The sequence below is a fragment of the uncultured Vagococcus sp. genome (assembly GCF_963518325.1).
GTDB lineage: Bacteria > Bacillota > Bacilli > Lactobacillales > Vagococcaceae > Vagococcus_D.
This window is the reverse complement of sequence record NZ_CAUQJB010000028.1, coordinates 21,933-43,311: the sequence shown is the minus strand read 5'-3', so window position 1 is coordinate 43,311 and position 21,379 is coordinate 21,933. Positions and strand designations below refer to the sequence as shown.

General features: G+C 36.5%; 29 protein-coding genes. 16 read left to right on the top strand and 13 right to left on the bottom strand.

The genetic code is table 11. The features are described 5' to 3' along the window. Positions 1 to 25 precede the first annotated feature (25 nt). The 3 genes from RWN13_RS18205 (at position 26) to RWN13_RS18195 (ending at position 3,043) form a co-directional block, all read left to right on the top strand. Complete coding sequence (locus RWN13_RS18205; protein WP_314066554.1) at positions 26 to 2,215, top strand: glycosyl hydrolase family 65 protein; 2,190 nt, start codon at positions 26 to 28, stop codon at positions 2,213 to 2,215. 242 nt (positions 2,216 to 2,457) lie between these two features. Next, positions 2,458 to 2,745: a hypothetical protein gene (locus RWN13_RS18200; RefSeq protein ID WP_314066552.1), complete on the top strand. Its 288-nt coding sequence runs from the start codon at positions 2,458 to 2,460 to the stop codon at positions 2,743 to 2,745. Further along, on the top strand, positions 2,732 to 3,043 hold the full coding sequence (locus RWN13_RS18195) for a transketolase C-terminal domain-containing protein (protein ID WP_314066550.1): 312 nt from the start codon (positions 2,732 to 2,734) through the stop codon (positions 3,041 to 3,043). Before RWN13_RS18200 ends, RWN13_RS18195 begins: the two co-directional genes overlap by 14 nt. 84 nt (positions 3,044 to 3,127) lie before the next feature. Here RWN13_RS18195 and RWN13_RS18190 read toward each other — a convergent pair whose 3' ends face one another. The 7 genes from RWN13_RS18190 to RWN13_RS18160 form a co-directional block, all read right to left on the bottom strand. After that, entirely contained in the window at positions 3,128 to 3,844 is a 717-nt protein-coding gene (locus RWN13_RS18190) for a response regulator (RefSeq protein ID WP_314066549.1), read from the bottom strand. Continuing rightward, positions 3,841 to 5,451: a histidine kinase gene (locus RWN13_RS18185; protein WP_314066546.1), complete on the bottom strand. Its 1,611-nt coding sequence runs from the start codon at positions 5,449 to 5,451 to the stop codon at positions 3,841 to 3,843. Before RWN13_RS18185 ends, RWN13_RS18190 begins: the two co-directional genes overlap by 4 nt. Positions 5,452 to 5,551: 100 nt before the next feature. Next, positions 5,552 to 7,330, bottom strand: coding sequence for a flavocytochrome c (locus RWN13_RS18180; protein WP_314066543.1), 1,779 nt, complete (start codon positions 7,328 to 7,330; stop codon positions 5,552 to 5,554). 249 nt (positions 7,331 to 7,579) lie between these two features. Continuing rightward, on the bottom strand, positions 7,580 to 7,963 hold the full coding sequence (locus RWN13_RS18175; protein ID WP_314066542.1) for a tyrosine-type recombinase/integrase: 384 nt from the start codon (positions 7,961 to 7,963) through the stop codon (positions 7,580 to 7,582). After that, positions 7,944 to 8,681: a site-specific integrase gene (locus tag RWN13_RS18170; protein ID WP_314066540.1), complete on the bottom strand. Its 738-nt coding sequence runs from the start codon at positions 8,679 to 8,681 to the stop codon at positions 7,944 to 7,946. The genes RWN13_RS18175 and RWN13_RS18170 overlap by 20 nt, the downstream gene beginning before the upstream one ends. A gap of 304 nt (positions 8,682 to 8,985) precedes the next feature. Then, complete coding sequence (locus RWN13_RS18165; RefSeq protein WP_314066537.1) at positions 8,986 to 9,282, bottom strand: hypothetical protein; 297 nt, start codon at positions 9,280 to 9,282, stop codon at positions 8,986 to 8,988. 144 nt (positions 9,283 to 9,426) lie between these two features. Next, a complete protein-coding gene (locus RWN13_RS18160; protein ID WP_314066535.1) occupies positions 9,427 to 9,750 on the bottom strand; it encodes a hypothetical protein in 324 nt (107 codons plus the stop codon). A gap of 115 nt (positions 9,751 to 9,865) precedes the next feature. Between RWN13_RS18160 and RWN13_RS18155 the strand changes: the two genes are divergently transcribed. Next, positions 9,866 to 10,126 carry a hypothetical protein gene (locus RWN13_RS18155; protein ID WP_314066533.1) on the top strand — a complete coding sequence of 87 codons (261 nt, stop codon included), beginning with the start codon at positions 9,866 to 9,868 and terminating at the stop codon, positions 10,124 to 10,126. 126 nt (positions 10,127 to 10,252) lie between these two features. On the opposite strand, the gene RWN13_RS18150 is transcribed toward RWN13_RS18155, so the two are convergent. Beyond that, entirely contained in the window at positions 10,253 to 10,639 is a 387-nt protein-coding gene (locus tag RWN13_RS18150; protein WP_314066532.1) for an immunoglobulin-like domain-containing protein, read from the bottom strand. Between the two features lie 115 nt (positions 10,640 to 10,754). Here RWN13_RS18150 and RWN13_RS18145 point away from each other — a divergent pair, with 115 nt between their 5' ends. The 7 genes from RWN13_RS18145 (at position 10,755) to RWN13_RS18115 (ending at position 14,590) form a co-directional block, all read left to right on the top strand. Continuing rightward, positions 10,755 to 10,925 carry a hypothetical protein gene (locus tag RWN13_RS18145; protein ID WP_314066531.1) on the top strand — a complete coding sequence of 57 codons (171 nt, stop codon included), beginning with the start codon at positions 10,755 to 10,757 and terminating at the stop codon, positions 10,923 to 10,925. A 34-nt stretch (positions 10,926 to 10,959) separates the two neighbouring features. Next, positions 10,960 to 11,871 (top strand): DUF1642 domain-containing protein, encoded by a 912-nt coding sequence (locus RWN13_RS18140; protein WP_314066530.1) that lies wholly within the window; start codon positions 10,960 to 10,962, stop codon positions 11,869 to 11,871. Then, positions 11,861 to 12,049, top strand: a complete 189-nt coding sequence (locus RWN13_RS18135; protein WP_314066529.1) for a hypothetical protein — start codon at positions 11,861 to 11,863, stop codon at positions 12,047 to 12,049. Before RWN13_RS18140 ends, RWN13_RS18135 begins: the two co-directional genes overlap by 11 nt. A 14-nt stretch (positions 12,050 to 12,063) precedes the next feature. Further along, a complete protein-coding gene (locus RWN13_RS18130) occupies positions 12,064 to 12,504 on the top strand; it encodes a YopX family protein (protein WP_314066526.1) in 441 nt (146 codons plus the stop codon). Positions 12,505 to 13,099: 595 nt separating this feature from the next. Then, positions 13,100 to 13,600 carry a phage holin gene (locus RWN13_RS18125; RefSeq protein WP_314066525.1) on the top strand — a complete coding sequence of 167 codons (501 nt, stop codon included), beginning with the start codon at positions 13,100 to 13,102 and terminating at the stop codon, positions 13,598 to 13,600. A 3-nt stretch (positions 13,601 to 13,603) separates the two neighbouring features. Beyond that, on the top strand, positions 13,604 to 14,410 hold the full coding sequence (locus tag RWN13_RS18120) for a peptidoglycan amidohydrolase family protein (RefSeq protein ID WP_314066524.1): 807 nt from the start codon (positions 13,604 to 13,606) through the stop codon (positions 14,408 to 14,410). Between the two features lie 15 nt (positions 14,411 to 14,425). Beyond that, the gene (locus RWN13_RS18115) at positions 14,426 to 14,590 is read left to right on the top strand and encodes a hypothetical protein (RefSeq protein WP_314066522.1); all 165 of its coding nucleotides are present in this window, start codon (positions 14,426 to 14,428) and stop codon (positions 14,588 to 14,590) included. A 68-nt stretch (positions 14,591 to 14,658) separates the two neighbouring features. On the opposite strand, the gene RWN13_RS18110 is transcribed toward RWN13_RS18115, so the two are convergent. After that, positions 14,659 to 14,910, bottom strand: a complete 252-nt coding sequence (locus RWN13_RS18110; protein WP_314066520.1) for a hypothetical protein — start codon at positions 14,908 to 14,910, stop codon at positions 14,659 to 14,661. A gap of 245 nt (positions 14,911 to 15,155) precedes the next feature. Then, positions 15,156 to 15,797 (bottom strand): immunoglobulin-like domain-containing protein, encoded by a 642-nt coding sequence (locus RWN13_RS18105; protein WP_314066517.1) that lies wholly within the window; start codon positions 15,795 to 15,797, stop codon positions 15,156 to 15,158. A gap of 266 nt (positions 15,798 to 16,063) precedes the next feature. Here RWN13_RS18105 and RWN13_RS18100 point away from each other — a divergent pair, with 266 nt between their 5' ends. Beyond that, on the top strand, positions 16,064 to 17,083 hold the full coding sequence (locus RWN13_RS18100; RefSeq protein WP_314066515.1) for a hypothetical protein: 1,020 nt from the start codon (positions 16,064 to 16,066) through the stop codon (positions 17,081 to 17,083). A gap of 23 nt (positions 17,084 to 17,106) precedes the next feature. Further along, a complete protein-coding gene (locus RWN13_RS18095) occupies positions 17,107 to 18,618 on the top strand; it encodes a hypothetical protein (RefSeq protein ID WP_314066514.1) in 1,512 nt (503 codons plus the stop codon). 27 nt (positions 18,619 to 18,645) lie between these two features. Here RWN13_RS18095 and RWN13_RS18090 read toward each other — a convergent pair whose 3' ends face one another. From RWN13_RS18090 to RWN13_RS18080, 3 genes are read right to left on the bottom strand one after another with little or no spacing between them, the layout of a single operon-like run. Beyond that, a complete protein-coding gene (locus tag RWN13_RS18090) occupies positions 18,646 to 18,909 on the bottom strand; it encodes a hypothetical protein (RefSeq protein WP_314066512.1) in 264 nt (87 codons plus the stop codon). 21 nt (positions 18,910 to 18,930) lie between these two features. Then, positions 18,931 to 19,287 (bottom strand): hypothetical protein, encoded by a 357-nt coding sequence (locus RWN13_RS18085; RefSeq protein ID WP_314066510.1) that lies wholly within the window; start codon positions 19,285 to 19,287, stop codon positions 18,931 to 18,933. 10 nt (positions 19,288 to 19,297) lie between these two features. Then, positions 19,298 to 19,570: a hypothetical protein gene (locus RWN13_RS18080; protein ID WP_314066509.1), complete on the bottom strand. Its 273-nt coding sequence runs from the start codon at positions 19,568 to 19,570 to the stop codon at positions 19,298 to 19,300. A gap of 614 nt (positions 19,571 to 20,184) precedes the next feature. On the opposite strand from RWN13_RS18080, the gene RWN13_RS18075 reads away from it, so the two are divergent. The 3 genes from RWN13_RS18075 (at position 20,185) to RWN13_RS18065 (ending at position 21,352) form a co-directional block, all read left to right on the top strand. Continuing rightward, complete coding sequence (locus RWN13_RS18075) at positions 20,185 to 20,727, top strand: HAD-IA family hydrolase (protein ID WP_314066507.1); 543 nt, start codon at positions 20,185 to 20,187, stop codon at positions 20,725 to 20,727. A 28-nt stretch (positions 20,728 to 20,755) separates the two neighbouring features. Next, positions 20,756 to 21,034 carry a hypothetical protein gene (locus tag RWN13_RS18070; RefSeq protein WP_314066505.1) on the top strand — a complete coding sequence of 93 codons (279 nt, stop codon included), beginning with the start codon at positions 20,756 to 20,758 and terminating at the stop codon, positions 21,032 to 21,034. A gap of 114 nt (positions 21,035 to 21,148) precedes the next feature. Continuing rightward, complete coding sequence (locus tag RWN13_RS18065; protein ID WP_314066504.1) at positions 21,149 to 21,352, top strand: type II toxin-antitoxin system PemK/MazF family toxin; 204 nt, start codon at positions 21,149 to 21,151, stop codon at positions 21,350 to 21,352. The last annotated feature ends 27 nt before the right edge of the window (positions 21,353 to 21,379 follow it).

Genomic DNA, 21,379 nt, shown 5'->3' with positions numbered 1-21,379 from the left:
AAAATGCATCTAAGAGGAGACTAATATGAATCAAGCATTTAACTTAACACTTAAGGACCTAAAGCAACACACTACCAGCTATGTTGAAACTCTTTTTGCTTTGAGTAATGGGCACTTGGGGGTTCGTCGTCCAGCCCTATTTAATCAATTGGCAGGAGAAAGTAATCCTGGCACCTTTGTTAATGGCTTTTACGAAACAGAGCCAATTACTTACGGCGAGTGGGCCTATGGTTATGCAGAGAATCATCAAACGATGATTAAATTGCCGAACAGCCATAATTTAGACATTAGCATCGTAGGCGAGCCTAGCCAGCAAAAGGACTGGCGCATTCAGCAAAAAGCGTATGAACTTAATATGGAACGGGGGACCTTGACAGAGTCTTATGAACTTGAAACGTTGACAGGAAAAAAAGCGACAGTTGAAGTGACGGCCTTTGTTTCCTTAGTTGAGCCAGAGGTCAGTGCCTTAAAATTAACCTTGACCCCTCTTAATTTCAGTGGGGAATTTATGGTGACCAGCCATTTTGAACATGTTACGGTATCTGATACTGAGATAAGTGATCCACGAGTGGCAAAGGCGAAGGGACAGTTAGGCCAAGAAACCATCGTAGATAATTGGTTAAAACTGACAGCGAACAGTGGACAAGATATTTTGATGTCCCAAGTGATGATCAATGAGGCTGGGGAAACGGAAGTAGGAACTGACACAATTGGGATTAAGCTTTTAGCTGACGAGCAGAAACCGGTCTCGATTGATCACTTTACGTTGATCTCGTTCCCTGTCAGAAATGAATCCCAAGTCTTAGAAGGCTTAAGGTCACTAAGACAACACTTGAATTTCGAAAGGTTGTATCATGGCCAATTGTCACACTACCAAGCTTTTTGGCAAGGAAGTGATATTGAACTTTTCGGAAACCCAGAGCTACAAAAAGGAATTCGCTTTAATTTATTTCATCTCTATCAAAATGCTGGTAGAGATGGCTTGACGAACTTTGGGGCGAAAGGCTTAACAGGAGAAGGTTACGAAGGCCATTACTTTTGGGATACTGAGATGTACATGCTACCATTCTTCACTTATACGCAACCAGAAATTGCCAAAAGCCTTTTGGCATACCGTTGTTCCATCTTACCTCAAGCAAAAGCAAGGGCCAAAAAGCTGGCTCAAAAAGGTGCTTTGTTTGCTTGGCGAACAATTAATGGTGAAGAGGCTAGTGCTTATTATCCAGCAGGAACGGCTCAATTGCACATTAATGCCGACATAGCCTATGGTTTTCAACTGTATGAAAAGGTGACAGGAGACCGTCAATTTATTCAAGAAAAAGGGGCCGAAGTCATTTTTGAAACAGCTCGTTTTTGGTTAAGTTACGGTGACTGGGTAGAAATAAATGGCAGTGAACAGTTTCAAATCAACGGAGTAACGGGGCCAGACGAGTATACGGCTTTAGTGAATAATAATTATTACACCAATAAAATGGCACAAAATAATTTGTGTTATGCCGTAGAATTAGGGACACGTTATGGCATCGCTCAAGAAGAATTATCAAGTTGGCAAAGAGCGGCAGATAAGATGAAGCTGCCTTATGATGATCAAAAAGGGTTGATCAAGCAGGATGATACGTTCTTTGAAAAAGCCCCATGGCTGTTTTCAGAAACGCCAAAAGAAAATTACCCATTGTTGTTACATTATCACCCCATGGTCATTTACAAGCACCAGGTGTCAAAACAAGCTGATGGGTTATTAGCAGAGATGCTGTTTCCACAGGATTATTCAAAGGAACAGATTATGAGAGATTATGACTTTTATGAGACTGTTACGACTCATGATTCATCTCTGTCTCGCTCCGTTTTTAGTATTTTAGCAAGCCGAACTGGGCGAACTGAAAAAGGCTATAGTTATTTTATGGATACCGCCTTAATGGATTTAACCGACTTGCAAGGCAATAGTCAGGATGGGATTCACGCTGCTAATATGGGTGGCAGCTGGCTAAGTCTGATTTACGGCTTTGCTGGTGTCTCCTTTGGCCATCAGCAACTAGATGTGACCAATCATTTACCGAAAGAAATCAGTCAGTTAAGATTCAGATTGAGACTTCAAGGAACCTTAGTGGAAGTTGAATTAAAGGAAGGCAAGGCTGAGGTTAGATTGTTGGAAGTAAATGAGACCTTGGAAGTACTGCAACAAACAGACAGTCAGGTGAGTGTGCGAATCAAATAAAGAGCTGAAACGTCATCCTAGAGAGGTGGCGTTTTTTTGCGTCAATTTTTAGGTAGTCCATTCCATTCTATTGTAAAATAAAGAAACGGAGAGAGGGGAGGAGTTACAGCAGTTATTTCTCAATTTCATTGGTTAGAGCGTCGTTCCGTTGCTACTGCCAAAGAATTAGCAACGGAAAGTTATGATTTTTTTCCACTGCATACTTCAGTTCAAGTAAACCACTTTATATTGTAAAGTCTTTAATGGTTGAATTATTTAAGCAATATTTAGTGCAAAAAGTGTCAAAAGATTTTCATTTGGTGGTCTTTCCAACACTGGATGTGGATGAGATTATGGCAAACATGGCGCGTTTTGGAACCATTCATCAAAAGGCACAACTGAAAGATGCCTTATTAAAAAAATTATTACCAGAAAATAACTATGAGGGTGCGAATGTACCGGTGTTAAAAGACTTAGTAACAGCCAATAGAATTCGTATTATGGGTAACGACGAGAGGTTGACGTGGCAGTCAGCCATTGCTGGCAGCTGAAGAATTGAGCAGTCAGGGCATCGAAACCATGGTTGTGGATGTTTTTCAAATCAAACCGATTAATCAAGCAATAATTAAAGAAGCCGCTGAAACAGGAGCCATCGTGACAGCAGAAAATCATAATGTAATCGGAGGATTGGGAAGTGCTGTTGCAGAGGTCTTAAGTGAAACTTGTCCGACTCCTTTATCGCGGGTTGGGGTTCATGAATCCTTTGGTCAAGTGGGGAAGACCGACTATCTGAAAGAGGATATTATGAAACAGGTTCAAAAGCTGGTAGCAGATAAATACGTCATTTGAGTCTATTAACGGTAGAATATGGAAATTACATAACTCTTGATGAGTGACAATCAACACTCATCAAGAGATGACATCTTTATCAAGCTATGGTGACCGCTGGGTGGTTTTCAAAAATTCTTTAGGGGACAGGCCTGTCTGCTTTTTAAAAACAGAGCTAAAATAGTATTGATTGTTAAAGCCCACCATTTCGGCAATTTCATACATTTTTGTGCCATAAGGAAGTTCCCGAATTAAGGTTTTCGCTTGCTCAATCCGTAGGCGTGTCAGTAGTTCACCAAAGGAGTCGCCTGTTTCATGGATGATCAACTTGGATAAATGACCACTGCTCAAGGCCATCTCGGTGGCCAAATCACTTAAACTAAACTGGGGACAACTGATTTGTTGTTTCATTCGGCTGATAATCTGGTCAGCCAAACTTTCTTGTCGCTTACAATCCAGTTCTTGATAAAGGGCAATAATGGTTTCATCAAATTCCTGCCGCTTAACTGGTTTTAAAAGATAAGCTTTGACACCGTATTTAATAGCTTCTTGAGCATAAGAAAAATTATCGTAACCGGATATTATAACGATGCTCAACTCGACATTTTGTGTGTGAAGTGCTTGAATCAAATCAAGGCCATTAAGAAAGGGCATATTGATATCGATTAAGGCAATGTCAACTTGTTTTGATTGGACAACGGCAAGGCCTTCAACACCATCTTTCCCTTGGTAATAATTGTCAAATTTAACTGGAAGTCGGCTTAACCGTTTGATGAAATTTTGGCGAATCCGTTCTTCATCATCAACGACTAAGATATTCATAAAGCATCTCCTTTCTTGATTTTAGGCTGTTTAATCATGGCAATAAAGCAGTGATCTTCCAAGTAAACATTGACGCCATAGGGACTCCCAAAGCGCAGTTTTAATCGTTGATTAACATTGTAAAGGCCGTAACTATCATTCGTAGCGGTTTGCAATTGTTGATTAACTGCCTCAACTTCTTCCATGGTTAGAGTCGGAGCAGGGTTGATCACTTTAACGATGATGTCGCCTGCCTGCTCTTCAATCTTAATGTCTAGATGACCTTCAGTGCCCAGAGGTTTGATCCCGTGATAAATAGCATTTTCCACTAAGGGCTGGATGGTAAATTTTAGAAATAGTTGATTCTGATCCACAAGATTGGTCAACTTATAAGTAAAGAGAGTATCATAGCGCAGTCGCAAAATACTGAGATAACTGTCAATGTGCTGACATTCTTGAGCGATTGTGATGATTTGAGCATCACTGCTTAAGCCTGTGCGATAAAAGGTTGCTAGGTTTCCGATTGCTTCTTCAAGCAACTCACTGTCAAGATCATACGCCATGGCTTGAATGGTTTCCAAGGTGTTGTAAAGAAAGTGAGGTTTGATTTGGGCGTAAAGGGCCTGATGTTCCACTTCATTTTTTTGATGGGCTTGTTGGCGAATAACGTCCTGTTGGTGATGGATGTTAACTACCATCCGATTGTAAGTTAAACCAATTTGGTTAAGTTCCGTAATTTCTTGATTGGGCAAGATCTCCACATAGTTGCCCGCTGAGGTTGCCGCCATTTTTTGATCCAGAGCTTCAATCGGCTGGTTGACCTTTACTAGCCGTTTCCTCATAATAATCATAAAAAGCGTGGTTAACGCAATCGCTAAACAAGCAATAAAAACAAAAGTCTTATCCATACTTAACAAGACATCTTGACGAGCGATTGCTAACTTGATGCGCCAGCTTGGATTGCTGGGGATCGCTTGGTCCATAGTGACAAAAGGCGTCATTGCAGAAGCTTCGCCAATTAAAGTTTGCTCGGTGTTGGCATGATAAATATAGGTTGAATACAAGTTGTTTGAACTGGTGACAGTCTCCTTGATGTAAGCCAAAGGTAAGGCCAAACTGACATAGCCAGTCAGTTCATTTAGATGATTAAAGACCTTTGAGACGATTAAGACGACCTGAGCCGCATTGGCTTGAGAACTGATAGTCATAGAGAGATGAGTCAGATTTGGCTCCTTAAGTTGCTGGTAATAGTCCCGGTCAGTCACACTGAAATGAGCACCATTGGTCAAATATTTTTCACCCTCTAAGGTAATGAAACCAAGACTCTCATACTCCTGACTTGTCTGCAGTTTCTTATTGTCAAGAATCGCCAAAACAGATTCTCGGTTCTCAGTTGTCAAGGGCGTCTCAGCTAATAAAAGCGCCAGGTTTTCAGACACATTAATGTGTCGATTAAGCCAGTTATCGACTTCATCCACCTTTAAACTAAGAATTTCCGAAGCTAACTTGTCAATATCCGGCGTGATAATTCGGTTCATGTAAACAATCGTTGCTAAGGCAAGGGTTAAGACTAAAATAACACTGCCAATCATCAATGGCTTCATAATGTGCTGGTAAAATGATTTCATTTTTTTCTCCTATAAGTAAGAAAGGTTTTCCAAAACTATTCTGTCCTGTATCGTAAAAAAAGCTATCCTAAGATAGCTTTAGTATAGCACAGTCAGCAGGTTATTTTGAGACGTTTTCGCCTGCAATACGGCCGAAAACAATGATATCAGTAATAGCATTCCCACCTAGTCGGTTGGTCCCGTGAATGCCGCCAGTAACTTCACCAGCAGCGTAAAGTCCAGGAATTTTTTTCCCCTGAAGATCGAGGACTTCGGCTTCTTTATTAATTCTCAAACCACCCATGGTGTGATGGGTAGAAGGAATCACTTTTTGAATGTAGAAAGGACCTTTTTCAACTTTGACAAAGGCACCTAGTTTTTGGAAGTCCGGATCAGTTTCATCGGCAACAAAGCCGTTAAAACGAGAAATGCTTGCTGTAAATTTTTGTGGATCAATGTCATAGTGTTTGGCTGCTTCTTCCAAGGTTTCAGCTTCAAAAATCACATCATCTTTTTTCATTTTGTCGAATTCAGCTTGGTGAACCTCAGTCATATGACCAACAGATTCAATTTCTTGGCCCCAGACTAGATAAGCATAGCCACCGGGCTGATCAAGAATCGCTTTGGAAATCACATCACGACGTCCCACTTCATTGATAAAGCGATTCGCCTCTTGATTGACTAATAAGCCACCGTCAAACCGTGAATTTGCCACATATGAGATGATGCCTGTTTTAGGACTGGCAGTTGGATAAACCTGGATTTGTTCCATGTCCACTAAGTCAGCTCCAACCTCTTCACCCATGATAATTCCATCACCAGTACTGGCAGGAACGGCGGTGGTCATATACTGCTTTCCATAGTCAGCATTGTACTTTGTACGCATATCGACGTTAGAGGCGAAACCACCACTGCCAATCACGACGCCTTTTGAGGCGTTAATAGTAATGGTCTTACCGTTGTTTTTTGCAGTCACCCCGATGATTTTTCCTGATTTGTCCTGAATTAAATCAGTTGCTTCCGTATCGAGAAAGACTTGGGCGCCTTTGGATTCAGCGGCTACTTTCAATTTATTGGTTAATTCAGATCCCGTATTACCAACGGGAATCACAGAACGAGGGACTTTATGACCACCGAATTGTTGGACACGATCCTGGATAAATTCAGCTTTGATATCATCCCGCATCCATTCGTAGGCCTCTAAAGCATGTTCACCTACCACTTTTACCAGTTCAGGATTAGCTAAATTATCGCCTCCCTCCAAGGCATCTTTAACAAATTGATCAACGCTGTCGTCAATTCCTTTTTTCTTTTGCAAATCAGAGCCGGGAACGTTAAAAGCACCACCAGACACGGCTGTATTTCCACCAACAGCCGAAGTTTTTTCAAGTACTACCACTTTGGCCCCTGCGCTAGCAGCTTCAACTGCACTAGAAAGACCAGCACCACCGGCACCGATGACTACCACATCAACGTTATATTCTTCCTGATCAAGAACTTGGCTAAGCGGAATTTTATCACCAGCCATAAAGTCAGTTTCCGTTGCGCCTGCTTTTGCCAAAGCGCTTTTTACAGCAGTGATAAAGCCTTCTGATGATGTTGTGGCACCTGAGACCACATCCACATTGACGGTGTTATTAGCAACCATGGCCGTCATAATACGTTCAACCGCGTCATCGCCTAAACCTTCTGTTTCATGATCACTGGTATTTTTAATATCCGCAATCTTGCCTTCTTTAATGACCACTTCAGCGGTAATTGTACCGCCATTGCCTTTGCTTTCGCCGACATAAGTTCCATCTTTAATTGTGGCCTTGTCAGCACTATTTCCACAACCCACTAATAATAGTAGAATGACACTCAGTATTGCCAAAACTACCATTTGATGTTTCTTTCTCATATTGACTCCTCCTTGGATGATTAGATTGTTAATGTTTGAACAAGTTAATTATAAGGTCTTTTCTCAAGGAAGTCTTTATAGAAATAAGTGATTTTTTATAAAATTAGGAGAGTGTGATGATTAGCATTCATCCCTTATTTATACCAGAAATAATTTACACGCTAGAAATGGCTATTTGACAACAAGTCTAGCGTGTTGAATACCAAAGTGAATACCATATTTAGAAATTAGCATATTTGCTTAATCTGTCTATGGTTTTCGCTCCGCTGTTTTCGTGACGTGGGTATAGATGTCCATTGTCATTCTTACATCGGTATGACCTAAGCGGGCCTGCACATCCTTTAGAGAAGCTCCTGACTCGAATAAAAGCGATGCGTGTGTGTGTCTAAAAGAGTGAGGTGTGAAATCTACTTTTAATTTATCGGATAGCAAATCATTGATGTATTCAGGGTATAGGACTGTATTGTTTTTTCTGTGGAAAATATGCTGTTTATCTCCTGAATGTATTCTAATACCGTACTTGAGTAATTCTTTTTTCTGCTGTCTCCGCCACTGTTTGAGTTCGGAGAATGTGATGTCATCTAATCTAATGAGGCGATACGCTTGCTTAGTTTTAGGAGTAGATATGTACATTTTTTTTATTAAGTACCCCAGCAGTTTTGCTTACGGAGATAGTTTGATTGATCTCGTCAAAATCACTCCAAAATAGAGCCGCTAACTCGCCTTTTCGAAGGCCTGTAAAAGCTAATACTCTGAAAATCAAGTAATCATGATACAGTAGTAATTCTTTAGCTCTGATTAAGAAGTATTTAAGTTGATCTAACTCCAAAAACATAACCTTCTCCTGTTTTTTTGGTACTCGCTTTGGCATTATGACAAATTGCATAGGATTTGTCTCGATAATATCGTGAGAGACGGCATAGTTTAACATCTTTTGAGCAATGCTCTTAATAAGATGAAATGCGCTATATTCTTCGCTCCATTCATTTACCGCTTTCTGGCAAGTGAATTTTGTAATACTAGCTATTTTCATGTCTCCCAACTTTGGGAGAATATGTAACCGGAAATATCGTTTTGTTTGGTCAGCTGTTACAGGTTTAACAGTATTCTTATACTGCTCGTACCAAACCTCGTATACCTCTTCAAATGTCTTGTAGGACTGTTTGACAAGCCCTCCTGAGTCAACTTCTAACTCCAATCTTGACATGGCTATTTTAGCCTCTTTTTGCGTTCTGAACCCCCGCCTAGTTGTCCGTTTAGATTTTCCTGTTTCTGGATCAATTCCCAAGTAAGCGTTAAACATATAAGCGATTGACCCGTCTTTTTTTGTATATTTTTTAATTACTGCCATTATTTTGTCCTTTCCGTGTGAGCGCACGTAAAAAGAGCAACAAAATGTGATACTAAGATAAGAGGTCATTAATTATGCTAAAGTTGCCTCTTAATCAAAAACCTTTTATATGAGAGCATTATAAGTAATATGCGAGGAGAATGCAATGGGAAATTGTAAAACCGGTACATTTCGGTAACATATATCCGATATCTAAATGCTTACGGAACACGTAACCATCGACGGTGAGACATATTATAACGATCGTTGTGAAAAAGTAAAATACAGTTCTTAATTGCTATTGAAATAATAACCACCTAACAAATTAGTTTGTCAGGTGGGGCCATGGAATTTGACTATCAATATTTTTATTCAAACTAATAAATTCATTTTCAATATCATCAAAAACAGCAATTTGTTTATCGTTAGTAGCTTCAAATAAAAGGTAACGTACTTTATCATTAGTAGGATTTGTCTCTTTAAATCCTATTAAACGTTCTCCCTTAACTTTAATTGCTTCTTTATCTTTTACCATGGAAGGGAGAGTATCTCCTATTGTAAAAGATATCTGATCCTGATCAGCATCAAAAATCAGATAGTTCATATTATCTATTGATTTCACATGAAGAGCTTCCTTATTGATCGAATTTTTATCATTGTTTGTTGATAAGTTGAAGCTGAAGAATGGATCTTTGAAGTTAGGGTTAATGATAAAATCATCACCATTAAGTCTATTTTCTGTACTTGATAAAGCATTCTCTAGGTATTAATAATCAAATGAGTTTGCTACATAACTTAATGGGTGACTTGTTGCAACTATGAAGGGAGGTTCATTTTCATAGATTCCAATCACTTGAGTAGAGTAAACATCGGAAGTAAGATCAGTAAGCGGATCAACATATTGAGTAATGTATATAGCTCTAATTTTTTGACCATTATGGCGACTATTTTCATTGTTAGTACCTTCTACACTAAGAGCTTCGGAAAATGAAATTGAATTATCGGTTACTTTATTTTCCTTAAGCTTATTTGAGCAAGAACTAAGAAAAATAATACTTACAGTAGCCAAAATGAATAGTATTTTTTTCAAGAGATAACCTCCTTAAGTATATAAATAATACCACAATGATTTCCGTAGTTCAAAACTGAAAGAATGGACTAAATAATTGTAATACCTAGAAAACTAACAACTTGGAGGTGTTTAAATGGGAGTTCCAACTTATCGAAAAATTGTGAATCAAGCAAAAAAATTAGCGGATTTAGAAAATGAACTTTCTAAAACCTTACAAACTAAAGGGATTGAAGGCTACATTACTTATCGTGTAGATGAAAATTCAATTTGTTGTAAGTGGGATAGTGGCAACGATGAAAAGGTGTCTCTTATAAAAAATCAAAAAGAACTAACCGAGTTGCTAGAATTACCACTAAAAGAGGCTTTAATATTTTTGGAAAAACGTAGCGTTTAGCTTGCTATTCTTTACGATAATAAAAAGCCCATAATTAAAAATTATGAGCGTAAAAAATGGGACATTTGCCTAAATGTTATTTACCAACTTGAGGATTTGATTCATCCTCCTCTCCCTTGTTAGTTCCTAATAAACAAATAAATTGATAGACGTTGAGGTAACGTGGTTATCATAATCTGTGACAGTATAGGCTATCCTGTAAGTTCCAGGCTCATCAATATCAACCCATTCTAACCCAGATATAGCAACGTCTTTAGCCGATATATGCCAATCTTCTTTGTCGGTTACAGTAATTGATTTACGTAAAATTTCTTCATTTATTGCAGCGCCTTTAGGGAAATTTAAATCTGTTGCAATAATTACAGGGGCTTCATTTCCAATAGGGGGTCTATTGCCATAAGCAAATCCAGTCAAACTAAAAGCTACAATACTAGTCACTAACACAATCGCAGACATGAAAACACCAATAAACTTTTTATTAATTTTTAACTCAATATAACTCTTCTTTTTCATTAAAAAACCTCCAATATTTTGATAGGTTAATTGTAACATAAAACTATATTAAATGAACTGATTTGTTATATATGAAAATTATTAATATCACGGAGAATAGAAAGGGGCAATAAGAATGAAGTTTTTATACATTTCATGTTTGGACATTTTTTTTGAAACGGATGAAGAGTTGAGCTATGAAGAAAGGCAGTGTGAGCAGTGCGGTGACGAAGATCGATTAGTTGGAATGTTTATCACAGATTCTGACCGCAAGAAGTTAGAGAGCGACTATCTTAGTGGTCGTTGATTAATCTCTCGGGTAATCGAAAGGAGTGGATGGATTGAGTATTAAAATTAAAGCCACAAAAGAAGAAGTAGGTCAGTGGGGGAAAGAAGCTGCCGAACAAATTGTGAAAGAATTTTTAGGTCTTGAAATGAGAGACGCAACACAAGAAGAGAGAGACTCAGTAGATCAGTATTTTAAAAAGCTGGCAAAAGCTCAAGGAGGACTAAACATGAAAGAAACAAGTAATCAATATGAAAGGCTTCTTAAAAGTTTTAATGATCGCAAAAGTGAAATGAGTTTAGATGACATCAAAGCATTTACAGAAGCGGCTTTACAATCAGCTAGTTTGAACGAAGAAGGACATAAGATATCAGGTCAAGCTATCACTGATCAAATAGATATATTAGTTAACGAAGGAAATTCAAGATTCAGTAACGATCATAAGGCTCAAGAGTTAGAAAATTTAACAAGAATGACAATTGGAGACATTGTAGCCAAAGTAGCAGCAGGCTCTTTTGGGAATATCGAGTATAATCACAAGGTTAAAGTGCCACCGTTTATGGATGAGTTCTTGATGTTTGTTAAGAAAAACGGTGATCACGGTATTGATGCTTATAATAATCTTTTTACGATTTGTTCGTCATGGCCGAAAGAGCAAATTCTAGAATGGTCTTTCGCTGATCCAGACAGATTTTTAGATGCGGTTAGATATGGCCATGAAGTCGAGGAAGAGCCGAAGTATTATGTGGCGTTTCCAGCGTTAGAGTGGAACGAGAATAAAGCAGAGCTGGAAACCAAGAACATGTATCTCTTGCACGATGAAACAAGTGATGAAAGTAATTTTAGTTTATCACCAAGGAGAGTTAGAGATTTTGTTCCAGAGTTGACCGAAGAAACTATAAAAGCATTAGACGAGCGCTTCTGGCCGTTTGCAGTGCCAGTCGAGGAGGTCAATCATGATAGCTAAAGTAGATTTAATAAGTGCTGGTGTACCTTATGCTGTCAAAGGGTTGCCTTGTACCTTGGTTAAAAAAAGAGCCAGACACACTGAGTTTAACCGTGTGATAGGCGAGGGTAAGAAGGCGAAGGTACTTAGTTTCAGAGTTGAGAATGATTTAGTACCTATTTATTTTAGCATGGAATAGAAAGGTGTGGTGGAATGAATATTAAATATAGAGCCAAACGAGTTGATAATGGTGAATGGGTATACGGTGTACCGGTCCCGAACAGTTTTGGAGATAAAGTTTTCATGATTCATCTAGTTTTAGGCGATAAAGTAGCTTTTCCTCTAGAACGATTGCACGAATATTGTGTTGAAGTGGTTCCAGAAACGATTGGACAATTTGTAGGTTTAACAGATGATAATCATGTAGAAATTTATGATGGTAGCGTCGTTTTGGTTTCGAGTGATTATGGTTGGAGTGAAGTGTCAGAAGTAGTTTGGGGGCTGAGTGATAAGCAGTACGGGAACTATCCAGCTTTTAGTATGCCGAATATCGAAACAGAAATGAACTCTTTTGCAGAGGTTTATGACAGTGGAGATTACAACATTGAAATTGTAGGAAATATACATGATAATCCTGAATTAATCGAAAAGTGATTAATCAGCTGGAGAATAAAAAGCTCCAATCTTAAAGAAAGGAGCTTACTTTATGGAAAAACAAGAAAAAATTATGATTGATGCGCTAAGTATAGTTACTTCTATCATCGTGTCGTTATTAGTCGTATTTTATTTAAAATGAGAGCATAGTGATGATCAAAGATGTTATTGCTGAGACAGCGATAGGGACTACCATACTCCAAATTATTTTAGACTTCAATTTATATCTAATTTTTTCTAAATATAAACTATCCTGTTCAGTAATTTGGTAATACGTGGCTTCGTCGTGAAGGGTGTCGATTTTGGCGAAGCCACCTCGTAAAAGATTATCTAGACAATGATTAGCCATGCTAAGGGTTAATCTAAAATGGGATTGAACGACTTCCGCCGACACATAGGGACGATTTAATCCTATACGAGGGTCTCTAAAAAATTTCAATATTTTGATTTCAGTATTAGATAATTCAGTATTTATGTTACACCTCACTTTTTTATTCTATTATACCAAAGTGTGGTACAAACAAATAGTTACGAAAACACAAAAAAGATTTGTAAATAATTAATTTTTCTAGATATTAACACGAAAGAGGTGTAAATGATGAATAAGACAGATATTCAATTAGTTGGAAAGGTGAGCGATAAGGTGAGAAGTTTTGTGAAAGTTAATGACAATGAAGTTCACCTTCACTGTAAACTGGGATTACTATTGAATAATCATGGTATGTCACAAAAGGATTTGATTAAACTTACAGGGATCCCACAAAATCAAGTAAGTGGTTTTGTTACTAATAGACCAGGAGTAAAGCTAGCATTTATTGCGAGGTTTGCAGCAGCGGTTTTAATTCCTATCTTGGCCTATTTTGGTTACAAGTTTGAAGATATCACGTCTTGGGCGATGGTGGGAACTATTTTCATTCAATTTGTTAGTAACCCATTCTTGGTTGGGTTGACACTTGTCAATGCTTTTAATATTGTGCCGGACAGTACCACGGACGGAATTGCAGACAGTAACAGAGCAATGAAGTATGTCGAACCTGGCAAAACTAAACGTGATGTTGAGTTTTACGATGAATTAGATGATCAAGGAGGCTACTAATTTATGGCTGATAAAACTAAAATGATGGATTGGATGCGAACTAGGCAAGGTAAAGTCTCTTATTCAATGTCTAATCGTTTGGGCCCTAACTCTTATGATTGTTCCAGTGCCGTCCATACTGCAATGATTGCTGGAGGATTCTTAAAACAAGGAACGTTCATTGGTAACACTGAGACACTCTATAGTATGGAAGGCAAGTTGCTTATCCCTATAAGTCGTTCTCAAGCATCGTACGGCGATGTGTTTGTTTCTGGCATAAAGGGGAATTCTCTAGGTTCAGGAGGTCACACAGGCTTATTCTTAAGTAACAAGGACATCATCCATTGTACCTATGGCTATGGTAAAAATAACATGGCTGTTACACCAGCTTATCAATGGATGGGAGATTATTCAGGGCTGCCAGTTTATTATTATCGTCTTAAGGATACCGGAGGGATTGTTGTTCCTGAAACTGGAAATAAACCACAAATGACTATTTTGATTGTTGATGGTCAATGGGGACCTGGTACAACTAAACGACTACAAGAGTATTTTGGTCTTAGCATTCGTGATGGGGTTATTAGCTCACAACCGTTAAATGATCATACTAAAAATATTTATTCAGCCGAGTTTGGAAATGGTGAGTCAGGTTCAAATTTAATCATTACTATGTGCAAGTGGTTGGGGATTACTCAATCGAGAATCATCACTAAAGAATTTATAGTAGCTCTACAAGCTAAAATGGGGACTGTTCAGGACGGTTTCATTAGTCCTAAGTCTGATTGTGTCAGTGTGATGCAACGCCGCTTAAATGCTGGAAAATTACCTTAAAGGAGAGTGGTCCACTTGAGTCAGAAAGAATTAACTTATGAAGACAGAGTGAACATTTTAAAAAGTGATCGGGAAGAGACTGAGCGACTACACTCGGAGGGGAAAATTATGGAAGCTTACAATATGTTGAACCATGCAACAAAGAGTTTTATCAAAGAACTACCTAAAATGAAAAAGTAAAGTTAAAGCCATGATTCTCAATTGAGGTCAAGGCTTTTTGTTTATTTTTCATTAGATTATTAAGATAACTAGTTGTTTCTGATAAAAGTAACAAGTTCTTCAGATTGATTGATGTAATCGACAAGAAAGTTTTGTTCTAACCATGAGCGAGCATGGGAGTGACCTTTACTATTATTGGCCCACCATTCTCTGTATTTATAAGCGGAAGCTGGAAGTCCATCATTTGTAGGTAATAATGAATTGATTTTGTCGAAAGTCAAGGTAATAGAGTCACTTGATTGTTGAGACAATAAATTAGATAACCCAATATATTTACTCATGAAAATCTCTCCTTTATCTTTTTCTCCATCTTATCACAAATAGAACCTTTTATTTCTTTACAAATTAAAAAGGCAGCCAGATAGTGTGCCTGGCTGCTTCTACCATGGAACATTAGCTTAATTTACGAAAGAAAGCAATGGTGTGGTAGTTCTTAAATTATATCGTATATTATTTGAAATGGCGATAGTGTTGTTACGTTATAGAATAAAAGTATGAATATACGTAGTTAGTAATTTAAAAAAAATTACGGTTCTTGACGCCAAGTAACAGATTTTGAAGTTGTATTTCCAAATGAGTCTGTAACTTTAAATGTAATTTCATAATCACGGTCATCCCATGGATCAAACTCTTCCAAACCTTCGATAACGATTTTAGAAGTTATATCATGACCCTCAGCATCAGTTGCAGTTACTCCTAACTCCGCTAGTGCGGTAGGTGTGTCGAACCAAGTTGCCCCTACACCCTTAGGTATAAGTAAGCTCCCAACACCATGAAGTTCTGGAGACTCGTATATAGTTAGGCCTATGTCGTGAAGTTCTTCAACAACTCTTATGATTTGTATTTTAGTTGTTGAAATTCCTCTTGAATTTGTAACTGACCATGTTAAACTATAAGTCCCTACTTTGTTGGTATCTACAAATCCGGTATACTCGGCTTTGTCTGATATATTTCCATCTATCTTATCGTAAGCTCTTATGTATGGCTCAAATGTTTTTCCTTTTAGAAGGAAGTCATGCCTCGTCCAGAGAGATGGCGCATCAGCAGTTTGAGCTGCTGACACTTTCACTGATTTAAATGTACTTGTTTTAAATATTGAGAAAAAACCAAAAATAAGTGTAGCTACAACTAACAAACCGATCCATTTTATCTTACCTATCTTTTTCATATTATAAATCCTCCATTTCTTGTAATACATTTAATTATAAAGAAGTTAGTTCTAAAAGCAATGTTTTTCGAACGATTATTAATCTTTTACAAATTAATAAGTATTGAGTTAAACAAAAATAGTGCAAACTGGTGTTCCCCGTGATATAATTAATTATAGTCCTTTGAGATTATATAAGCTATGAGAGATACGAAAACGCTTGTTTTCTTCTCTCTATTTTGGTTTAATTGACATATAGCTTATATTTTTTTAAAAGGAGAATACTCATGCAAACAATTTTTACTACAATGCACCATATTGATTTAGAAAAAGAAGAAATTATTTTTAAAGAGTTAGATAAAAACGATGTTCAAAATTACATAACTACCTTAACTGATGAAATACTGATAAATCCACATACTAAGGGATTTGTAATTGAAAGTGAAACAACAGAGGTAGTAAGTGTAGTAAAAAACACTTTTTTACTGGATCAACTTTCTGATAGTTTTCGAGATACAGTAGCTAAAAGGTTGTTGAAAAGTGAAGTGAAAACTCAAGAAAAAATTAAACAATTGAAGAAAGAGATCAAAAAGGGAAGTTTAATACAATCGTATTTTATTAAGGATGAATTTTCATATTTTTTAATTGCAAAAATTGAATCTAACAGATTTTTAGATGTTGGCGACTTAGTTTCAAAAGAAGGTTTACCTCACGATAAGAAAGCTTTTAAAACATGTGTCTTTAAAATGAGAAAACCTGATGAAATTATAAGTATTTTAATATCAGATAATAATCGGCGAATCTCTGATTACTGGCAATCCGATTTTTTAGAAGTTAAAGAATTAAGTTCAGATGAACAGAATACGGAAAAAGCTTTTACTGTTATAACCAATCAATTGAGGAAAGATCTTGAAAAAAAATATCCCTCAGATTATGTTTTATGTAGAAATATAGTACTTGGATATTTTAAAACCGGAAAAGTTTTTAGAAAAAAAGAATTAATAGAAGATATTATTGGAGGATATACTCCTGAAAATAGTGAAATAGATATGTTAAAAGTGACTGGTAATGTTGCAAGAGCATATAAAAATAAAATTGCTGATACAGAGTTCGATATTAAACCGAAAGCGATTAAAGCAAAAAAATGGAAAGAAACTAAGCAAGTTAATAATTTTATTGATCTTACATTGACTGGTGTAGATTCTCAAATTAGAAATAATATTCAATCTGTTGAAGAGAATGGAGAACAGTTTATCAAAATTCGTTCTACTAATCCTAGTACTTTTGATAGTTTTAAATGGACGTAGCATTTTGAAAGGAGGACTTTTAATTGTGTGAAGAAAATGAAAATAGAGTACCTTTCATTATTACCTCCGAAAATGTTAATCAAGTGATCTTTCAGAAGATTTCTATAAGTAGTAAAAATGACATTGACATCTTCATGAAAAGTTTTAAGGATTTGCTAACTGCTAAAAAGGATAGAGATAATTGTGTGGTAACTTTCATAGATATCGAAGATAGTGAATTATTTGATAGTGGCAGTATAGACATAATTGATTTGGTGTTAGAGTGTAGCGAAAGATACTTTAAGAAGAAAGAATTAATTGATGAAGAGTCATTTGAAATAGAAATATATATTGATAAAAATAACCTTGTCACTAAAGAGTGCACAGTCTATTCTTTTTATTCTACTGATTCTTTATTACAATTTTTTACGAAAAATGATTCAGATACAGACATTACTTTATTTGAAAGCTTAAGAAAGTGTGAAAGCTATTTTCAAAATGTAAAGATTGTCTATTTTGAGTTGATTTTTGATGAGCTTGAATTGATTACTAACAAGTTTATTATATCGTCTAAACCAATATCAGAATACAACTGGAATACAAGTAATCAAGAAAGAAACGAACTACTTAGACAATCTAAATTGGACAAAATTTTTGAGAAATGTAATTTTCTTTTCACTACTTTGTTTCTTCCTGAGGATTTTCGATTACATTTTGAAGTAGAAAATACAAAATACAAAATTTTTTTTGAAAAGATGACTTTATTACTGTCTATTTCCTGTATATCAAATGTTGTAACCTTAGAAGGCGATGAATTAGATTTGAAAATAGAAGGAAACAGATTAGTTATTGAAAATGTGGATTTCAAATATATTTCTGATTTAGACAATAAAGCTAAAGTTTTTTATGAAATTTATGATTGGGTTTATCAAAATGGAGATAGTATAGATGAAAGAATTGGAATTACTAGAAATGTAATCACACTGTTTTTTGATGGGAAATCAATATTTTCTCGTTATACATCATTATTACCCTCAATAAAATCAAATTTTGAGCTGTATTTAAAGGAAAATGTGGATAGGTATGTTGAAGTATTAAATCAAGTAGTATCTCTTTTAAAGGATTTGAACAAAGAAACATCAGAAAAAGTTGAGAACTTGACATCTAAGTTTAAAAATAATTTCTTTGCATTTTTTGCATTTTTTGCTTCTACTGTATTATTTAATACTATTTCATCAGGAAAAATAGAGAATATCTTTACAAAGGATATAACAAAAATTACAATTGCATTCTTAGCTATGTCCTTCATTTACCTATTAATAAGTGTTGTTGAGATGAATTCTGATATTGAAAGAGTTGAGAAAAATTATCAACAGAATAAAAGCTACTATCTTTCAGTTTTAAATCAAGAAGATATAACGAGAATATTTAATAATGATGAAAACTATAGAGATGATATGGATTTTATGAAACGAGCTAGATTAACAACAATAATTATGTGGGGATTAACAATTCTTATTATAAGCATACTATTATTGTTTGTAGGTACGTTGTAATCTTGCATAAAATAAAGAGCTAGACCTTTAAACCCGGCCTAGCTCTTTTTGTTGTTTGATTAACTCTTTAAATTCAGATAAATTTGCCCGTATCTTCGGTTCGTAATATTCTCGAGCCGCAATTTTAAACTCTTCAGCCGCAACTTTAGCTTCTCTATTAGACCAATACCTGTGTGTTTCTTTCTTCTCAATTAAATCCCCTGTTAATACTTTTCTACCATCAACCTGGACAACGATGCTTACAATTAAATCTAACGTCTTTTCCACTATATCTAATTCAGTCATATCCATTTAAAGAACCACTTTAACCTTTCATCTATTTCTGTATTGACTGTCAATCTCCTCAAATGATACATAAAGAGCCTGATTAGGAGTTAATTTACCAACAGTTATATTGTTAACATTAAGGTATCTTTCCAATCTAAAAGGCACTGTACTTAATACCTCTGTCTTTTCTAAACTAAATAAAAGCATGTGATCAGCCTTACTTGCTGGAATCAACGCAGCCCCTATAGGTATTTTAGGACTTGAGAAAGACCATAGATTGTAGCTGACACTTTCAATAATTTTTTTCTCAGCTGATAAACGGCGAAATTTTTTAGTATGTTTAGCGAAATACCTTGGAGCAAAGAAATCTTTATCAAGTTCTAATTTTCTTATGAATCGCATTTGTGATCACCTACGCTTGCATGGCGAATGCCATCAGGAATGAGGTAGGATTTCTAATCGTCATTTTATCGATAACAAGTTTGTTAGTTTTACTAACATGGCCAAAGCAAGCAATCTCAGTCTGACCATTTTCTATAAACAATAGCTGCTGAGCTAATTCTTTTTTTGTTACGATACAGTTGATTCGTTCTGATGATGTGACTAATGTAAAACGTACTAACATATCTGGATAAGTTTTAATTACTCTTATTTTGTCCACGATGCCAATTTGATTAGATTTCATGCCCTCACTCCTTTTCTTGTTCTTAATTATACGAACGTACGTTCTCTTTGTCAAGTCACATCAGCGAAATGAAAAAAGAACGTGAATTCCTAAGAGGAAATTCGCATTCTTTTATTGGGTAACTAACATTTTTTTGAGAAAGTGCGCTCATACTGTTTAATTGAATACCATTTGAATACTAAATTATGGCGAATGGAGGCGTATGGTGACTCGCCATTTAATAGATAATCGTTGGTTTGTAGGCATTTGTTTAGTTGTTGACGTATGGAGGAACATCTAATTTTATTTATACCAGAACTATTTGGTACAATGAAGGTAAATGAAGCGATTGATGAGAACAAGGTGACTCAGCATTTTGGGGGTTGAGTAAGCGATAAGTCATCATGAATCTATCGCCCAGTTTGATAATGACCCTAACTGGTGCTGGTTGGAAAAATAATAACTAATGAGGAGTTTATGACATGATTAGCCTGATATTTGATTTAGATGATACCCTTTATTTTTAGAAGGAACAGTTTGTTAAGGCCACGGAAAAAAACAGCCTGAAGTTTGGTGAAGTCGACATAGACCAGTTGTACGAGCAGTTTCAATATTTCAGTGAACAAGCTTATTTTATGCGCGAGCGGGGGGAACTAAGCTTCCAAGACATGCGGGTTCAGCGAATTCAGTTGGCTTATGAGGCTCAGGGGATTGTGTTATCTCATGAGAACTGCCAATCATGGCAGAGAGATTACTTATATGAACAAAACCATATCTCATTGTCTCCAACAGTCGTCGAGATACTGAACTACTGCCAGAGCCAATCGATGGAAATAGGCATCATCACCAATGGCCCAAGTGATCATCAGCGAATGAAACTAGAGTCATTAGGGCTTGATCGCTGGTTCAGTCCAAAACAAGTTCTTGTTTCAGGAGACGTAGGTGTTTCCAAACCAGATAGACAAGTATTTGATTTAATGGCAACTAGACTAAAAGGGAATCCTCGCTACTATATTGGGGATAACCCGGTGAACGATGTTCAAGGGGCGCTTAATGCGGGATGGCAGGTGATTTGGCTAAATACTAAAGGAGAACTTGCTACCCAAGAAGGGGTGATTGAAGTGACGAACCATGTCGATTTATTGGCTTGCATCAAAGAAATTCAAACAAACGTCTGACTTGACAATCAAGTAGGAGGTCTTACTAATGATAACGAAAGAAGTCAAATTAACCAAATGGGGAAATTCAAATGGTATTAGAATTTCTAAGGAGGATCTTGCCGAGTTAGGTTATGTCAGTGGTTCAGTGGTTTTTGATATGACCATTAAACATGGTCAAATTATTCTTGTTCCAAAAGAAAAAAACCACAGACGATTGAAGAGTTATTTGAAACCTATGATTCAGGACCATTTGATACCTCTGAGTGGGAAACAGGTGGACCAGTTGGCGAGGAAATCATATGATAAGTGCAAAGAAATCGATTGATAATCTCTGTCAAGGTGACATTGTTTACTTAAATTTAAATCCTACAAACGGGCATGAACAACGGGGGGTAGGCCATGTATCATTGTTGGGAAAAGAATTCCATTTTAAAAAAACATGGTAAGCGTTGCGCCAATTACAAGCAAAATCAAACATTTTCCACTCCATGTCTCTTTGCCAGTTGGGTTGAAAGTTGAAGAAGAGATTTTGTTAGAGCACCATAAAATGATAGATATTTCAGCACGTGGATTTAGATTCATTGAGTCGGCACCTATGAGTGTTGTTATTGAATGCAGTGAGAAAATAAAGCTGATGTATTAGATAGACAAAAAAAGCAGGGAGAGGGGT

Coding starts and splice junctions, on each gene's coding strand:
- RWN13_RS18130 (WP_314066526.1), top strand. CDS start 12,064: ATGAATATTAAATATAGAGCCAAACGAGTTGATAATGGTGAATGGGTA.
- RWN13_RS18170 (WP_314066540.1), bottom strand. CDS start 8,681: ATGGCAGTAATTAAAAAATATACAAAAAAAGACGGGTCAATCGCTTAT.
- RWN13_RS18190 (WP_314066549.1), bottom strand. CDS start 3,844: ATGAATATCTTAGTCGTTGATGATGAAGAACGGATTCGCCAAAATTTC.
- RWN13_RS18065 (WP_314066504.1), top strand. CDS start 21,149: ATGGTAAGCGTTGCGCCAATTACAAGCAAAATCAAACATTTTCCACTC.
- RWN13_RS18200 (WP_314066552.1), top strand. CDS start 2,458: ATGGTTGAATTATTTAAGCAATATTTAGTGCAAAAAGTGTCAAAAGAT.
- RWN13_RS18145 (WP_314066531.1), top strand. CDS start 10,755: ATGAAGTTTTTATACATTTCATGTTTGGACATTTTTTTTGAAACGGAT.
- RWN13_RS18080 (WP_314066509.1), bottom strand. CDS start 19,570: ATGAAATCTAATCAAATTGGCATCGTGGACAAAATAAGAGTAATTAAA.
- RWN13_RS18105 (WP_314066517.1), bottom strand. CDS start 15,797: ATGAAAAAGATAGGTAAGATAAAATGGATCGGTTTGTTAGTTGTAGCT.
- RWN13_RS18185 (WP_314066546.1), bottom strand. CDS start 5,451: ATGAAATCATTTTACCAGCACATTATGAAGCCATTGATGATTGGCAGT.
- RWN13_RS18110 (WP_314066520.1), bottom strand. CDS start 14,910: ATGAGTAAATATATTGGGTTATCTAATTTATTGTCTCAACAATCAAGT.
- RWN13_RS18175 (WP_314066542.1), bottom strand. CDS start 7,963: ATGTACATATCTACTCCTAAAACTAAGCAAGCGTATCGCCTCATTAGA.
- RWN13_RS18090 (WP_314066512.1), bottom strand. CDS start 18,909: ATGGATATGACTGAATTAGATATAGTGGAAAAGACGTTAGATTTAATT.
- RWN13_RS18180 (WP_314066543.1), bottom strand. CDS start 7,330: ATGAGAAAGAAACATCAAATGGTAGTTTTGGCAATACTGAGTGTCATT.
- RWN13_RS18135 (WP_314066529.1), top strand. CDS start 11,861: ATGATAGCTAAAGTAGATTTAATAAGTGCTGGTGTACCTTATGCTGTC.
- RWN13_RS18085 (WP_314066510.1), bottom strand. CDS start 19,287: ATGCGATTCATAAGAAAATTAGAACTTGATAAAGATTTCTTTGCTCCA.
- RWN13_RS18120 (WP_314066524.1), top strand. CDS start 13,604: ATGGCTGATAAAACTAAAATGATGGATTGGATGCGAACTAGGCAAGGT.
- RWN13_RS18070 (WP_314066505.1), top strand. CDS start 20,756: ATGATAACGAAAGAAGTCAAATTAACCAAATGGGGAAATTCAAATGGT.
- RWN13_RS18075 (WP_314066507.1), top strand. CDS start 20,185: ATGCGCGAGCGGGGGGAACTAAGCTTCCAAGACATGCGGGTTCAGCGA.
- RWN13_RS18150 (WP_314066532.1), bottom strand. CDS start 10,639: ATGAAAAAGAAGAGTTATATTGAGTTAAAAATTAATAAAAAGTTTATT.
- RWN13_RS18100 (WP_314066515.1), top strand. CDS start 16,064: ATGCAAACAATTTTTACTACAATGCACCATATTGATTTAGAAAAAGAA.
- RWN13_RS18155 (WP_314066533.1), top strand. CDS start 9,866: ATGGGAGTTCCAACTTATCGAAAAATTGTGAATCAAGCAAAAAAATTA.
- RWN13_RS18205 (WP_314066554.1), top strand. CDS start 26: ATGAATCAAGCATTTAACTTAACACTTAAGGACCTAAAGCAACACACT.
- RWN13_RS18125 (WP_314066525.1), top strand. CDS start 13,100: ATGATGAATAAGACAGATATTCAATTAGTTGGAAAGGTGAGCGATAAG.